This is a genomic window from Methylobacterium sp. (genome assembly GCF_019745455.1).
Taxonomy (GTDB): domain Bacteria; phylum Pseudomonadota; class Alphaproteobacteria; order Rhizobiales; family Beijerinckiaceae; genus Methylobacterium.
Genome location: NZ_JAIETD010000052.1, coordinates 1 through 13,306 on the forward strand (window position 1 = coordinate 1; position 13,306 = coordinate 13,306).

Annotated in this window: 14 protein-coding genes and 1 other RNA gene; 12 read left to right on the top strand and 3 right to left on the bottom strand. The window is 67.0% G+C overall.

The genetic code is table 11. The annotated features are described in order from the left end of the window. The 6 genes from K2Y56_RS12800 to K2Y56_RS12825 form a co-directional block, all read left to right on the top strand. The coding region (locus K2Y56_RS12800; protein WP_292508035.1) for a PepSY domain-containing protein at positions 1-141 on the top strand (141 nt) is incomplete at its 5' end. 61 nt (positions 142-202) lie between these two features. Next, positions 203-299: signal recognition particle sRNA small type (gene ffs, locus K2Y56_RS12805), an RNA gene on the top strand. A gap of 74 nt (positions 300-373) precedes the next feature. Next, positions 374-2,236 carry a DNA polymerase III subunit gamma/tau gene (locus K2Y56_RS12810; RefSeq protein WP_292507806.1) on the top strand — a complete coding sequence of 621 codons (1,863 nt, stop codon included), beginning with the start codon at positions 374-376 and terminating at the stop codon, positions 2,234-2,236. Between the two features lie 66 nt (positions 2,237-2,302). Then, the gene (locus K2Y56_RS12815) at positions 2,303-2,623 is read left to right on the top strand and encodes a YbaB/EbfC family nucleoid-associated protein (protein WP_292507808.1); all 321 of its coding nucleotides are present in this window, start codon (positions 2,303-2,305) and stop codon (positions 2,621-2,623) included. Positions 2,624-3,014: 391 nt separating this feature from the next. After that, a complete protein-coding gene (locus K2Y56_RS12820; protein ID WP_292507810.1) occupies positions 3,015-3,161 on the top strand; it encodes a hypothetical protein in 147 nt (48 codons plus the stop codon). A gap of 120 nt (positions 3,162-3,281) precedes the next feature. Further along, entirely contained in the window at positions 3,282-4,127 is an 846-nt protein-coding gene (locus tag K2Y56_RS12825) for an ATP-binding protein (protein WP_292507812.1), read from the top strand. 30 nt (positions 4,128-4,157) lie between these two features. Here K2Y56_RS12825 and K2Y56_RS12830 read toward each other — a convergent pair whose 3' ends face one another. Then, a complete protein-coding gene (locus tag K2Y56_RS12830; protein ID WP_292507813.1) occupies positions 4,158-5,774 on the bottom strand; it encodes a phosphoenolpyruvate carboxykinase in 1,617 nt (538 codons plus the stop codon). A 362-nt stretch (positions 5,775-6,136) separates the two neighbouring features. On the opposite strand from K2Y56_RS12830, the gene recR reads away from it, so the two are divergent. From recR to truA, 4 genes are all read left to right on the top strand, one after another. Continuing rightward, a complete protein-coding gene (gene recR, locus K2Y56_RS12835; protein WP_292507815.1) occupies positions 6,137-6,742 on the top strand; it encodes a recombination mediator RecR in 606 nt (201 codons plus the stop codon). 137 nt (positions 6,743-6,879) lie between these two features. Continuing rightward, the gene (gene def, locus K2Y56_RS12840) at positions 6,880-7,398 is read left to right on the top strand and encodes a peptide deformylase (protein ID WP_292507817.1); all 519 of its coding nucleotides are present in this window, start codon (positions 6,880-6,882) and stop codon (positions 7,396-7,398) included. Between the two features lie 43 nt (positions 7,399-7,441). Continuing rightward, positions 7,442-8,359: a methionyl-tRNA formyltransferase gene (fmt, locus tag K2Y56_RS12845; RefSeq protein WP_292508037.1), complete on the top strand. Its 918-nt coding sequence runs from the start codon at positions 7,442-7,444 to the stop codon at positions 8,357-8,359. Beyond that, positions 8,359-9,126: a tRNA pseudouridine(38-40) synthase TruA gene (gene truA / locus K2Y56_RS12850; protein ID WP_292507818.1), complete on the top strand. Its 768-nt coding sequence runs from the start codon at positions 8,359-8,361 to the stop codon at positions 9,124-9,126. Before fmt ends, truA begins: the two co-directional genes overlap by 1 nt. On the opposite strand, the gene dapE is transcribed toward truA, so the two are convergent. Beyond that, positions 9,102-10,286, bottom strand: a complete 1,185-nt coding sequence (gene dapE, locus K2Y56_RS12855) for a succinyl-diaminopimelate desuccinylase (protein ID WP_292507820.1) — start codon at positions 10,284-10,286, stop codon at positions 9,102-9,104. The two genes, truA and dapE, sit on opposite strands and share 25 nt — an antisense overlap. Before the next feature lie 96 nt (positions 10,287-10,382). Between dapE and moeB the strand changes: the two genes are divergently transcribed. Next, complete coding sequence (moeB, locus tag K2Y56_RS12860) at positions 10,383-11,159, top strand: molybdopterin-synthase adenylyltransferase MoeB (RefSeq protein WP_292507822.1); 777 nt, start codon at positions 10,383-10,385, stop codon at positions 11,157-11,159. Next, positions 11,156-12,463 (top strand): leucine-rich repeat-containing protein kinase family protein, encoded by a 1,308-nt coding sequence (locus tag K2Y56_RS12865; protein WP_292507824.1) that lies wholly within the window; start codon positions 11,156-11,158, stop codon positions 12,461-12,463. The genes moeB and K2Y56_RS12865 overlap by 4 nt, the downstream gene beginning before the upstream one ends. Here K2Y56_RS12865 and K2Y56_RS12870 read toward each other — a convergent pair whose 3' ends face one another. Next, positions 12,464-13,303 (bottom strand): DUF1186 domain-containing protein, encoded by an 840-nt coding sequence (locus tag K2Y56_RS12870; RefSeq protein WP_292508040.1) that lies wholly within the window; start codon positions 13,301-13,303, stop codon positions 12,464-12,466. Positions 13,304-13,306: the final 3 nt, after the last annotated feature.

Consider the following 13,306-nt stretch of genomic DNA (forward strand, 5'->3'; position numbering starts at 1 on the left):
GAAGGTTTCACCAAGTGGAAGAAGATCGAGGTCGAATCCGACGAGGTCGAGGTCGACGACGCGATTGACGCAAACGGGAAGCAGTTCGATCTCGACCTCGACCCGAAGACCTTTGCGATCACCAAGCGCAAGGCCGAATAGGCCTCAGGTCGAGGGGCTTGTCGTGCTTGCGTTCCACGAGCGCCCCAGCCATATACGGACCGGGAGGTTGGCGAGGGACGTTTCACTCGCCAACCGGGTCAGGTCCGGAAGGAAGCAGCCCTAACGAGACCGAGCGGGTCTTCGTCCAGCCTCCCACCTTCCATTCTGCCCCGATCCGGGTTGCCCCATGGGGCGGTTGCCCCGCAGGGACCGGCAAACACAACAAGGCGGCATGGACGCGACCTCCGGCAATCCGAGCGAGGCGCCGGGCCTTCCGGGTTTCGCGCCACAGCAGGCAGCAGCGACACCCTACAGGGTGCTCGCACGCAAGTACCGACCCCAGAATTTCGATGATCTGATCGGCCAGGGCGCCATGGTGCAAACCCTGGCGAACGCCTTTTCGGCGAACCGGATCCCGCAGGCGTGGATGCTGACGGGTGTCCGTGGCGTCGGGAAGACGACGACCGCTCGTATCCTTGCTCGCGGCCTCAACTATGTCCGCGACGGCCACACCGATACCGGTCCGACCATCCACATGCCGGAACTCGGGCGGCATTGCCGAGCGATCATGGAATCGCGGCACATGGATGTGCTGGAGATGGACGCCGCCTCGCATACCGGAGTCGACGACATCCGCGCGATCATCGATGGCATCCGCTATTCGCCGGTCTCGGCGCGCTACAAGGTCTACGTCATCGACGAGGTCCACATGCTCTCCACGAACGCGTTCAACGCGTTCCTGAAGACGCTTGAGGAGCCGCCGCCGCACGCCAAGTTCGTGTTCGCCACCACCGAGATCCGCAAGGTGCCGGTAACCATCCTTTCGCGGTGTCAGCGCTTCGACCTGCGTCGGGTCGAGGCGGAGACGCTGTCGGCCCATCTCTCGCGCATTTGCGCAGCCGAGAAGGTGGAGGCCGAGGCTGAGGCCCTTGCCGCCATCACCCGCGCGGCCGAAGGTTCGGTCCGCGATGCGCTCTCGCTCCTCGATCAGGCCATCGCGCATGGGGCTGGTTTCGTCACTGCCGCGAGCGTGCGCGACATGCTTGGGCTCGCCGACCGCGGCCGCATCGTCGATCTGTTCGAAGCGGCCATGCGCGGCGACATCCCGGCCTGTTTCTCGGAGCTTCGTTCCCAGTACGAATCCGGCGCCGACCCTGCCGTTGTGATCTCGGATCTTGCGAGCTTCACCCACCTCGTGACGCGGCTGAAGCTCGTACCCGAGGCAGTCGCGGCCGATCCGACTCTGAGCGAAGCCGAGCGCGGGCGCGGCAGTTCCTTCGCCGGCAAGCTCTCCATACGAACCTTGTCGAGGACGTGGCAGATCCTGCTAAAGGCGATTCCCGAGATACAGGGCGCGACACGGCCACTCGCGGCAGCCGAGATGGCGCTGGTGCGTCTCGCCTATGCCGCCGACCTGCCGACACCGGATGAGGCCTTGCGCAAGCTCAAGGCGGAGAGCCTGGACGGCGTCGTGGCACCGGCCCTGCGTTCACTGCCGGAGGATCCATCTCCAGCGCCGCAAATCGCCACGCGGCCGCCATTGGCTATCGCGTCGAGCGGTGGGATCCTGGCGTCCCCTGTGGCGGTACCGGCCGCGCAGGCCTTGCCATCAAGACCTGATCAGGTGGTGGCCTTCGCCGCTCCTGCCCAACCGGCGACGGACGCGGGCGGCCCCCGTCTCAGACGCTTCGAGGACGTCGTCGCCCTCGCCGATTCGCGGCGCGACATCGGCCTCAAGATGGCGCTTGAACGATCCATCCATCTCGTGCGGTTCGAAGAGGGTCACATCGAGTTCCGGCTTGCCGATGGCGGCCGCCAGAGCATCGCCAACGACCTCGCCCGTGCCCTCGACGCCTGGACCGGGCGGCGCTGGATCGTCGCCCTCTCCAAGGAGCCTGGCGAGCCGACCCTCGAATCACGCAGCCGCGCTGCCCTTGAAGTCCGCCACCAGGATGCGGCGGCCCATCCCCTGGTGCGCGAAGTGCTGTCGCGCTTCCCCGGGGCGCAAATCGTCGATGTCCGCGACAAAACCGCGGAGCCGCTGGCCCCACCGGCCCCCACCGGCGAGGCAGAGACCGACGCCGACGACGTATAGCGGCGCTCGTCGGCCTCCCCTACATGCCGTCCTGTCGGACCTCGTAACAAACCGGAGCACGAGACCATGCGCGACCTGATGGGAATCATGAAACAGGCCCAGGCCATGCAGGACAAGATGGCCTCGCTTCAGAACGAGCTCGATCAGGTGGAGGTCTCCGGTTCGTCAGGCGGCGGTGCGGTACGCGTCACCATGACCGCCAAGGGCGCGATGAAGGGCGTGGCGCTCGATCCCGACCTTCTCAAGCCGGACGAGCGCGAGATCCTCGAAGACCTCATCGTTGCCGCCGTCAACGACGCCCGCACCAAGGCCGAGACCACAATGCAGGAGCGCATGGCGGAGATCACGAAGGATCTGCCGATCCCGCCCGGTCTCAAGCTGTTCTGAGATCTTCACGACGATCTGAGATCGTTCGCCTGCCCGTCCAGCAGTATCGGTCGGCCTCATTCTCGGCAGGCGAAGTGAAGCTCGCAGCATCGCTGCGTTTATCGCGTCGTTCATCAAAATCTCGAAAGCGCGGCTTTTAAAGTTGCGGCTGTTGGATTTGAGTGAATCGACCACGTTTTTCGACGTGCTTCGACTTTCCCCTGATGAGTGACGACCTCTCGGCAAGTACGCCGACGATCCCCGACTTTCAGTGCCGAGGAGGGATCAGGAGCGCGCTGCCGATCATCGCGAACCCGATCCTCATCGTCGCCATCGTGGTCGCGACGGCTGCCCTTGTCAGACCACGCGCTCATCGAGCACGTCCCGCCAGCGCGACGTGCTCGAGGACCAGTTGGGGCAAGCGCAGAAGATGGAAGCGCTCGGCCAATTCACCGGCGGCAGGGCGCACGACTTCAACAACAAGCTGGCGATCGTCATTGGGAACCTCGACCCGATGAAGCTCCGGCTCGCAAACGGAGAGACCCGGCTCGACCGCTAGATCGATCATGCCCTCGAAGGCACGGGACTGGCGGCGACGCTGAAGCGGCGCCTCCTCGCCTTTGCTCGCAAGCAGCCCCTTCAGCCCGAGCCGCCGACTCTCAACCGACTCATCGCCAACATGTCCGAAGTGCTCCGGCGCAGCCTCGGCGAGGCCGTCATGATGGAGACGGTCCTTGCGGCCGGCCTTCGGCGGACGAAGGCCGTGGGCAATCACCTTGAAAGCGCCATCCTCAACCTTGCCCTGAATGCTCGCGACGCGATGCCGGAGGGCGGACGCCTCACGATAGAGACGGCGAACGCGCATCTCGACGAGGTCTATGGCGAAGGCTACGCGGACGTGGCGTCCGGGCAATACGTGACGATCGCCGTGACCGACATGGGTTCGGGCATGACCTCCGACGTGGTCGAGTGTGCCTTCGATCCCTTCTTCACGAGGAAGAGCGTCGGCCGCAGCACGGGACCCGGCCTCAGCCAAGTCTACGGCTTCGTGAAGCAGTCCGGCGGGCACGTGAAGATCTATCTCTCACGCCTTGTCGGTCTCGACCAGCCGGCGAAGCTCCCCGAAGTCGCGCTCGCTGCTCTTCCCGAGAGCAAACGCCGGGAGATCACCGGGGCGGTGGAGGACGACGTCCGCCGGGTCGCCGTCGAGGCGCTCCGCGACCTTTACTACACCATCGTCCATCCCGACGGCGCGATGGGCGCACTGAGCCTCCTCGACTGCTTCGCCGATGTCTCGCTGCTGTTCACCGACGCCGTCATGCCCGACTGCGAAGGCCGCAAGCTCGCCGAGGAGACCCGGCGGCGCAGGCCAGACCTGCATGTGCTCTACACGACGGGCTATTCGCGCAATGCGATCGTCCATAACGGCGGGGTCGATGCCGATGTCAGGCTGCTCGGCAAACCCTATACCCTCGAGCAGCCGGCCGCGACGGTCCGCCGAGCGATGAGCGAGAAGGCAGCCTGAGCCTTCGCCCAGGCTGCCATGACAGGTCCGTCAGGCGGCGATCACCCGCACCGGCTCGGCGGCGCGGACATCGGCGTCGACATGGGCCTCGAACCGCTTGAAATTCTCCCGGAACATCGTGACGAGGCGCGTCGCGGTGTCGGCGAAGGCGGCCTTGTTGTTCCAAGTATCGACCGGCGAGAGTACGTGCTGCTCGACGCCCGGCACCGAGGTCGGCACCTGGAAGCCGAAATAGGGATCGCGCCGGAATTGCGCCTGGGCCAGCGAACCGTCGAGCGCCGCCGTGAGCAGGCGCCGCGTGACCCTGATCGGCATGCGCCGGCCGGTGCCGACTCCGCCGCCGGTCCAGCCGGTATTGACGAGCCAGCAATCGACCTGGTGATGGGCGATGAGGTCGCGCAGGAGGTTGCCGTAGATGCTCGGGTGGCGCGGCATGAACGGAGCGCCGAAGCAGGTCGAGAAGGTCGCCTCGGGTGCGGTCAGGCCGCGCTCGGTACCGGCCACCTTGGCGGTGTAGCCGGACAGGAAGTGATACATCGCCTCCGCGCCAGTGAGCTTGGCGATCGGCGGCATCACGCCGAAAGCGTCGCAGGTCAGCATCACGATGTTCTTCGGATGCCCGGCCCGCCCGCTCGCACTCGCATTGGCGATGAAGTCGAGAGGGTAGGCGCAGCGGGTGTTCTCGGTGAGCGACCCGTCGTCGAAATCCGGAACCCGGGTTTCCGGATCGATCACGACGTTCTCCATCACCGTGCCGAAGCGCTCGGTGGTGGCGTAGATCTCGGGCTCGGCGTTTCGCGAGAGGCGGATGGTCTTGGCGTAGCAGCCGCCCTCGAAGTTGAAGATGCCGTCCTTGCTCCAGCCATGCTCGTCGTCGCCCAGAAGCTGGCGCGAGGAATCGTTGGAGAGCGTGGTCTTGCCGGTGCCGGACAGCCCGAAGAACAGGGCCGAGTCGCCGGTGGCGTCGAGCCCGGCATTGGCCGAGCAATGCATCGGCATCACGCCCTTACGCGGCAGCACGTAGTTCAGGTAGGTGAAGACCGATTTCTTCATCTCACCCGCATAGGCGCTGCCGCCGATGAGGACGATCTTGCGGGAGAAATCGATGGCGATCACCGTCTTCGAGCGGCAGCCATGGCGGTGAGGCTGAGCCTCGAAGCTCGGCAGGTCGATGATGGTGAGGTCCGGGACGTAGGAGGTCAGCGCCTCGCGATCCGGCCGGATCAGGAGGTTGCGGATGAACAGCGAGTGCCAGGCGAGTTCCGTGAAGACGCGGGCCTTCACGCGATGAGCCGGGTCGGCGCCGCCGTAGAGATCCTGCGCGAACAGCTCTCGGCCCTCGGCATGCTTCAAGAAATCCTCGAACAGCGTGTCGAATTGCTCGCGGGTGATGGCGCCGTTGTTCTCCCACCAGATCTCGTTCTCGGTCGCGGCGTCGCGAACCACGAACTTGTCCTTGGGCGAGCGGCCGGTATGGCTGCCGGTTGTGGCGACGAGGGCGCCCCCGCGTGCGAGCTTGGCTTCGCCGCGGCCGAGGGACTCCTCGTAGAGCCGCGGCGGCTCCAGGTTCCAGTGGACGGCCTTCAGGTTGCGCAGGCCGATCGCCTCGGCGCCGTGGCCCGAGTTGAACTCACCGATATTGGTCATGGTCGTTACTCCTCGGGCACCTGATCGCGTTTGTCGCATGCCGGCAGAGCCGGCTTGGTGCGATGGAGCGTCCGCGCGGTCGGTCAGGTCCGCCGCACGCAGGTTCTCCGCCCATCGCGTGCTCATCGAACTGGGATAGACGGCAAAGACACGCCGTCAATTGATCGGCCGCACGGACGGTAGACGATAGTCTCGAATTGTCAGCCGACCATTTCTTTGATGTTTCGCGCCTGTCGGAACACTGTACAGGCAGAAGACCGCTTGCTTCGGCCAATGAACGATCGATACGGCAGACCGGTGTCGCCACAGGGCCGGCCACCCTATCTGAGGGTTTGATCCCTTCCGCCTCCACATGGATGACCATGCCGCAAGCCGTCGCCGGCCCCGAGATCGAGCGCCTGATCCAGCTTCTTGCGCGGATGCCCGGCCTCGGCCCGCGCTCCGCCCGCCGGGCCGCCCTCAGCCTCATCAAGAAGCGTGACACGCTGCTGGCGCCCCTGGCCGAGGCGATGCGCGTCGCGGTCGAGCGGATCGTCGTCTGCCGGTCTTGCGGCAACGTCGATACCTCGGAGCCCTGCACCATCTGCGCCGATGTCAAACGAGATCCTTCCATACTCGTCGTGGTGGAGGACGTCTCGGACCTCTGGGCGCTGGAACGGTCGGGGGCGGTGAGCGCGCGCTACCACGTGCTCGGCGGCGTCCTCTCGGCCCTCGATGGCGTCCGCCCGGAGCACCTCAACATCGAACGTCTCGTCGAGCGGGCGAGCGACCCAGCCGTGAAGGAGATCATCCTGGCGCTCAACGCCACCGTCGACGGCCAAACGACAGCCCATTACGTCACGGAATCGCTGCAGCATCTCGGCCTGACGGTGACACGTCTCGCTCACGGCGTGCCGGTGGGCGGCGAACTCGACTACCTCGACGACGGCACCCTGTCGGCGGCGATCCGCAGCCGGACGAATTTCTGAGCAGGCGTATCCTCCTGGCGAGCCTCGCCGGGATTTGACCGCCTGCATGGCAATCCTTATCTGCGGGAGGACGCGACGGCGGCCCCGACCGGCCAGCAATCCGCGTGTATCTTCCCTTTGCGAACACCGGCCGCGTCATGAGCATTCGTCCCCTCGTCATCCTGCCGGATTCGCGGCTGCGGCTGGTCTCCGAGCCGGTCGGCGTTGTGATCACGGAAATCCGCGGTCTCGTCTCGGACATGCTGGAGACGATGTACGACGCCCCAGGGGTAGGGCTCGCCGCGATCCAGATCGGCGTACCTAAGCGCGTCGTCACGATCGACACTTCGAAGGACGAGAACGCGCGCCAGCCGCAGATCTTCCTCGACCCCGAGGTGGTGTGGTCGTCAGAAGAGAAGAGGGTCTACGACGAGGGCTGCCTGTCGATTCCCGAATATTACGGCGAGGTCGAGCGGCCGGAACGGGTCCGGGTCCGGTTCCGAGACCTCGACGACAAGGAGCAGGAGATCGAGGCCGATGGTCTGCTCGCCACCTGCATCCAGCATGAGATCGATCATCTGAACGGCATCCTTTTCATCGATCACCTGTCGAAACTGAAGCGTGACCGGGTGACCAAGAAGTTCGCCAAGGCAGCCAAGCGCGGCGAGGCGGCCTGAGCGTGCGCTTCCTTAGGGGGGATGCCCAGTGAGACTCGTGTTCATGGGCACCCCGGATTTCGCGGCGGCGACTCTGGCGCGGCTGTCGGACGACGGCCACGACATCGCCGCCGTCTATACCCGCGCGCCTGCCAAGGCAGGCCGCGGCATGGCCCTGACCCCCTCGCCCGTTCATGCCCTCGCCGAGCGCCTCGGATTTACGGTGCTGACGCCGAACACCTTGCGTGACGCCGAGGCGGCCGAGACCTTTCGCTCGCACGATGCCGATGTCGCCGTGGTGGTCGCCTACGGAATCATCCTGCCGCAAGTCATCCTCGACGTGCCGCGCCGCGGCTGCCTCAACCTCCACGCCTCCCTGCTTCCGCGCTGGCGCGGCGCGGCGCCGATCCAGCGCGCCGTGATGGCGGGCGATTCCGAGACCGGTATCGGCGTGATGCGGATGGAGGCGGGTCTCGATACCGGGCCGGTGGGGATGGAGACGCGGGTTCCGATCGCGCCTGGCACCACGGCGGGCGAGTTGCACGACGTGCTGATGCCGCTCGGCGCCGACCTGATGGCGCGGGCCCTCGCGATGCTCGCCGGCAACGGCCTGTCGTTCACGCCCCAGGCGGAGGACGGCGTGGTCTACGCTCACAAGATCACCAATGGCGAATGCCGGATCGACTGGCACCGCCAGGCGGAAGAGATCGCCCGTCAGGTGAACGGGCTCTCCCCTGCCCCCGGCGCCTTCTTCGAGGCCGATCTCGGCAAAGGCCCCGAGCGCGTGAAGGTACTGCGTGCGCTCGCGGTGACCGGCTCCGGAGCGCCGGGAGCGCTCATCGACGAAGACGGCACGGCGGCCTGCGGCGAAGGCGCCCTGCGTCTCGTCGAGGTCCGCCGGGCCGGCAAGGGCGGGACCGCGAGCGGCGCGGAATTCGTCCGTGGCGCCCGGCTCGTGCCGGGAGCGCGGCTGGTCCCCTGATGCCGCGCTACAAGCTCGTCGTCGAGTATGACGGCGCCCCCTTCTGCGGCTGGCAGCGCCAGGCCGACGACCCAACCGTGCAGGGCGCGATCGAGACGGCGGTGACGCGCTTCTCCGGCGAGATCGCGCGCCTGACCTGCGCCGGGCGAACCGATGCCGGCGTCCACGCCACCCATCAGGTCGCTCATCTCGATCTGGAGAAAGCGTGGCGCACCGATACCGTGCGGGACGCCCTGAACGCCCATCTGCGGCCCCTTCCCGTCTCGATCGTCAGCGCCGAGATCGCTCCCCCCGAGTTCGACGCGCGCCACTCGGCAATCCGGCGGCACTATCGTTACCGCATCCTCAACCGGCGCAGTCCGGCGGCGCTGACCCGTGCCCATGTCTGGCATGTGCCCTGGGCGCTCGATCCCGATCTCATGCATGCCGCAGCGCAGCGGCTCCTGGGCCGCCACGACTTCACCGCCTTCCGCGCCGCCGAATGCCAGGCCGCCAGCCCGATCCGCACCCTTGAAAGCCTCGACGTGGCACGGGTGGAGATGGGCTTGATGGAGGAGATCGTGATCGCCACGGCGGCACGCTCGTTCCTGCACCACCAGGTCCGCGCCATGGTCGGAACCCTCATGATGGCCGGCTGCCGGCGCCTCAGCGCCGACCACGTCGCCGACATCCTCGCTTCACGCGACCGAAGCCGCTGCGGTCCGATGGCGCCCGCGCAGGGACTGACTTTCGTGGGTGTCGACTACGACAATTCCGAATCGAAGTAAGTGTCGAGCAATCTGCGGTAGATCGCCGTGAGCCGCTCCAAATCCGCTACCGCCACGCATTCGTCGACCTGATGCATGGTCTCGCCGACGAGGCCGAACTCGATGACCGGACAGGCATCCTTGATGAAGCGGGCATCCGAGGTGCCGCCGGTGGTGGAGAGCGCCGGCCTCAGACCGGTCTCAGCCTCGATGGCGGCGGCGACGAGGTCGGTGAAGGTGTCGGGTTCGGTGAGGAAGGCTGGCGAGTTCGATGGCATCAGATCGAGGGTGAAACGCACCGCGTTCCCCGCTGCCGCATCGAGTCGCCGGCGGATCTCCTCTCCCAGGGTTTCGGCAGTCCAACCTTCGTTGAAGCGGATGTTAAATACTGCCTTGGCCGAGGCCGGGATCACGTTGGTGGCTGGGTTGCCGACGTCGATCGTCGTGAATTCGAGGTTCGAGGCGTCGAAATGCGCAGTGCCGCCATCGATCGGCGACTCGACGAGGGCGGAGGCGAGGCGCAGCAGGCCCGGGATCGGGTTCTCGGCCTTGTGCGGATAGGCGACGTGGCCCTGGCGGCCGTGGACGGTAAGACGGCCGCTGAGTGAGCCGCGTCGGCCGATCTTGATCATCTCCCCGAGCCGGCCGGGATTGGTCGGCTCGCCGAGCATGCAATGGTCGAAGCGCTCGCCGCGGGCCTTCGCCCATTCGAGCAGCTTCACCGTGCCGTTCACCGCCGGACCCTCCTCGTCTCCGGTGATGAGAAAGCCGATCGAGCCCGCAAAGGCGCTGCCCCGCGTCTCAAGGAAAGCGAGCGCAGCGGCGAGCATGCAGGCGATGCCGCCCTTCATGTCGACGGCGCCGCGGCCATAGAGCACGCCGTCCTCGACCGCACCCTCGAACGGGCCGTGACGCCAAGCCGAGGAGTCGCCGGTAGGAACCACGTCGGTATGGCCGGCAAAGAGCAGGTAGGGCCTGCCGCTGCCGAAGCGCGCGTAGAGGTTCTCGATGTCCGACGTGCCGGGCTCGGAGAAGACCGGACGCTCCACCTGAAATCCGGCGGCAACGAGAGTCTGGGCCAGCAGGCTAAGCGCACCGCCCTCCTCCGGCGTCACGGACGGGCAGCGGATCAGCGCCTGCGCCAGGGCGACGGGTAAACGATCGGACGTCGATTGCGGCATGGGGCCAACCTGCGAGAGCCTTTCTCGCATAGCGCAGGAGCGTACGGCGGCAAACCGGGCCTTCCGGGCGGCGGCGCCAGGGTCTAAGGGGCGCTCATGGCTCTCTCCGGCAACGAGATCGAACGCTACGCCCGCCACTTGGTCCTTCGGGAGGTCGGAGGGCCCGGGCAGGCGCGCCTGAAGGCGGCCCGAGTTCTCGTCGTCGGTGCCGGCGGCCTCGGAGCGCCGCTGATCCAGTATCTCGCGGCGGCGGGCATCGGCACCGTCGGCATCGTCGACGACGACGCCGTCTCTCTATCCAACCTGCAGCGCCAGGTGATCCACGGCACGCCGGATCTCGGCCGGCTCAAGGTCGAGAGCGCCGCCGATGCGGTCGGCCGCCTCAACCCGCATGTCCGCGTTGAAGGCCATCCGATGCGCCTCACGCCCGAGAACGCCGAGACGCTGATCGCCGATTATGACGTCGTCGCCGACGGCTCCGACAACTTCGCGACTCGCTACGCCGTCTCGGACGCGTGCTTTCGCGCCAAGCGCCCCCTGGTGACGGCGGCTTTGGGTCAGTTCGACGGGACGCTGACGACGATCCGCGCCCATGAGACAACCGCGGATGGCCGGCCCAACCCGACCTATCGTTGCCTGTTCCCGAGCCCGCCGCCGCCCGGCAGCGTGCCGGCCTGCGCCGAAGCCGGTGTGCTCGGAGCGCTCGCGGGCGTCATGGGCTCGCTGATGGCGATGGAGGTGATCCGTGCGGTTGCCGAATTCGGCGAGCCGCTGGTCGGGCGGCTGCTCATGGTCGATGCCCGTGCCATGCGTTTCGAAACCCTGCACTATGGCTGGGACGAGGCGAACCCACTGACCGGCGCCGCCACGTGACGGCCGCGGCGATCCTCGACCGCTTGGCCGCCCTTCGGTGCGGCGACCTGGCGGGTGCCCGCGAACTCCGGCTGCCGGATCTCGCCGAATTTCCGCGCGAGGTCTTCGGATTGTCCGACACCCTCGAGGTGCTGGACCTCAGCGGCGGCACGCTGGCCGAACTTCCCGACGATATCGCGCGCCTACGCAAGCTGCGGGTCCTGTTCTGCTCCGGCAATCGCTTCGAGCGGCTTCCGCCCGCACTCGGCGACTGTGCCGCGCTCAGCCAGGTCGGCTTTCGCGGCACCGGGTTGCGGGAGGTGCCTGCCGAAGCCCTGCCGCCGCGCCTGCGCTGGCTCACGCTCACCGACAACTGGATCGCCGAGCTCCCAGATGCACTCGGCGAGCGCCCCCTCCTCCAGAAGCTGATGCTGTCCGGCAACCGCCTGAAGGCGATCCCGCAAAACCTCGCTGCTGCACCGAACCTCGAACTGATCCGCTTGGCTGCCAACCTCTTCGACGAGGTGCCCGCCTGGATCGCGACGAATCCGAGCCTCGCCTGGATCTCCTTGGCCGGGAATCCTTTCGACCAAGGGACGATACCGGGATCGGCGAAGCTGATCCCCTGGCGCGACCTCGACCTTCGCGAGCGGCTCGGCGAAGGCGCGTCCGGGCTCGTCCATCGCGCTTTATGGCGCTCAGATGGCTCCGAGCGGCCGGTCGCCGTGAAGCTGTTCAAGTGTGCGATGACCAGCGACGGGCTGCCGGAGCGCGAGATGGCGGCCTGCCTCGCCGCGGGACCGCATCCCAGCCTCACCGGCGCCATCGGCCGGGTGATCGATCATCCCCTCGGCATCGAGGGTCTGGTCATGCCGCTCCTGCCGGCGGAATGGCGCGTCCTCGCCGGCCCTCCGAGTCTCGAGAGCTGCAGCCGTGATGTCTATGCGCCCGACCTGCGCTTCCCGCCTGCGACGGCCCTGCGGATCGCCTGCGATGTCGCCTCGGCGGCGGCACATCTGCATGCCCGCGGGCTGCTCCACGGCGACCTCTACGCTCACAACATCCTGTGGGACGGCACGAAAGGCGCGGCGGTCCTCAGCGATTTCGGTGCGGCCTCCTCGCTGCCGACGGGCGAGGCAGGTGAAAGCCTGAAACGTCTCGACGTGCGTGCCTTCGGCCTGCTGCTCGGCGAGTTGCTGGATCGGTGCGACGTTGAGAGCGACGCGTTGCGCGAGGTGGAACGTGCCTGCCTCCTGCGCGATCCAGGGGCTCGGCCGCCCATGGTCGAGGTGGCGGACAGTCTCGGACGGATGCAGGCTGGCTGATCAGGCCGGCATCGCCCCGAGGCAGCATTTCTTGAACTTCTTGCCGCTGCCGCAGGGGCAGGGATCGTTGCGGCCGACATCCTTCAACGGGTTGCGCTGAGGCTGGCCGGCATCCTCCGCTGTCCAGGCGAGCTCCGCGACCGGATCGTCGAGGGTGCCGTAGCGGCGCGGATCGAAGCGCTCGCGGTCTTCGGGCCTGGCGAGCGCCTGACGCAGGGTCGTCCTGAACCAGGCGGCGTCGCTGAACTCGTTGGTGATCCTCCCGTCGCGGCGGGCGGCTTCGGCACGGGGCGCGAGGTCGGCAAAGCCGAGAAGCGCAATCGCCTCCTCCCAGCCGACCCACCCCATCTCGCCCTCGATCGCAACGCGCTTGTCATCGAACCGTACCAGCAGATCGTGGGACTGATGCCGGTCAACCTGGCCCTCGTGGGTTAGGAAGACGAGGGCCGTGAAGGCCTCGTAGAAGACGAAGGAATCCGTCGTGCTGTCGAGGAGAAGTCGGTGGAGTGCCGCGACGTCGCCGTCGAACACGCTCGCGATCACCTTGGCGAGGGTGATCGTCACCGCGTCGCCCAGGATCGCGTCGAGGCTTTCGCCATCGAGGCGTAGCAGCCGCATCAGTGGAGGAAAGGCGCGGGTTTCGCGTGCCGCCGCCAGGACGTGCAGCCCCCAGAACAGGAGGTCGTAATCTTCGTCCTGGAGCTCAGCCTCGTCGGCCGCCGCCTCAACGACGCGCAAAACCGGCTCGGCGATGGTCTCCGGTGCCGCCAGCGCACGGCGCAGTGCCGTCACCGGCAAGTGCTTCGCGGCCGAGAGTTCGGCTACGAGGATCGGATCGATCAT

Excerpts from the sequence above, each read along its gene's own strand:
- K2Y56_RS12810 (WP_292507806.1), top strand. The coding sequence starts at position 374 with ATGGACGCGACCTCCGGCAATCCGAGCGAGGCGCCGGGCCTTCCGGGT.
- K2Y56_RS12815 (WP_292507808.1), top strand. The coding sequence starts at position 2,303 with ATGCGCGACCTGATGGGAATCATGAAACAGGCCCAGGCCATGCAGGAC.
- K2Y56_RS12825 (WP_292507812.1), top strand. The coding sequence starts at position 3,282 with ATGTCCGAAGTGCTCCGGCGCAGCCTCGGCGAGGCCGTCATGATGGAG.
- K2Y56_RS12830 (WP_292507813.1), bottom strand. The coding sequence starts at position 5,774 with ATGACCAATATCGGTGAGTTCAACTCGGGCCACGGCGCCGAGGCGATC.
- recR (WP_292507815.1), top strand. The coding sequence starts at position 6,137 with ATGCCGCAAGCCGTCGCCGGCCCCGAGATCGAGCGCCTGATCCAGCTT.
- def (WP_292507817.1), top strand. The coding sequence starts at position 6,880 with ATGAGCATTCGTCCCCTCGTCATCCTGCCGGATTCGCGGCTGCGGCTG.
- fmt (WP_292508037.1), top strand. The coding sequence starts at position 7,442 with ATGGGCACCCCGGATTTCGCGGCGGCGACTCTGGCGCGGCTGTCGGAC.
- truA (WP_292507818.1), top strand. The coding sequence starts at position 8,359 with ATGCCGCGCTACAAGCTCGTCGTCGAGTATGACGGCGCCCCCTTCTGC.
- dapE (WP_292507820.1), bottom strand. The coding sequence starts at position 10,286 with ATGCCGCAATCGACGTCCGATCGTTTACCCGTCGCCCTGGCGCAGGCG.
- moeB (WP_292507822.1), top strand. The coding sequence starts at position 10,383 with ATGGCTCTCTCCGGCAACGAGATCGAACGCTACGCCCGCCACTTGGTC.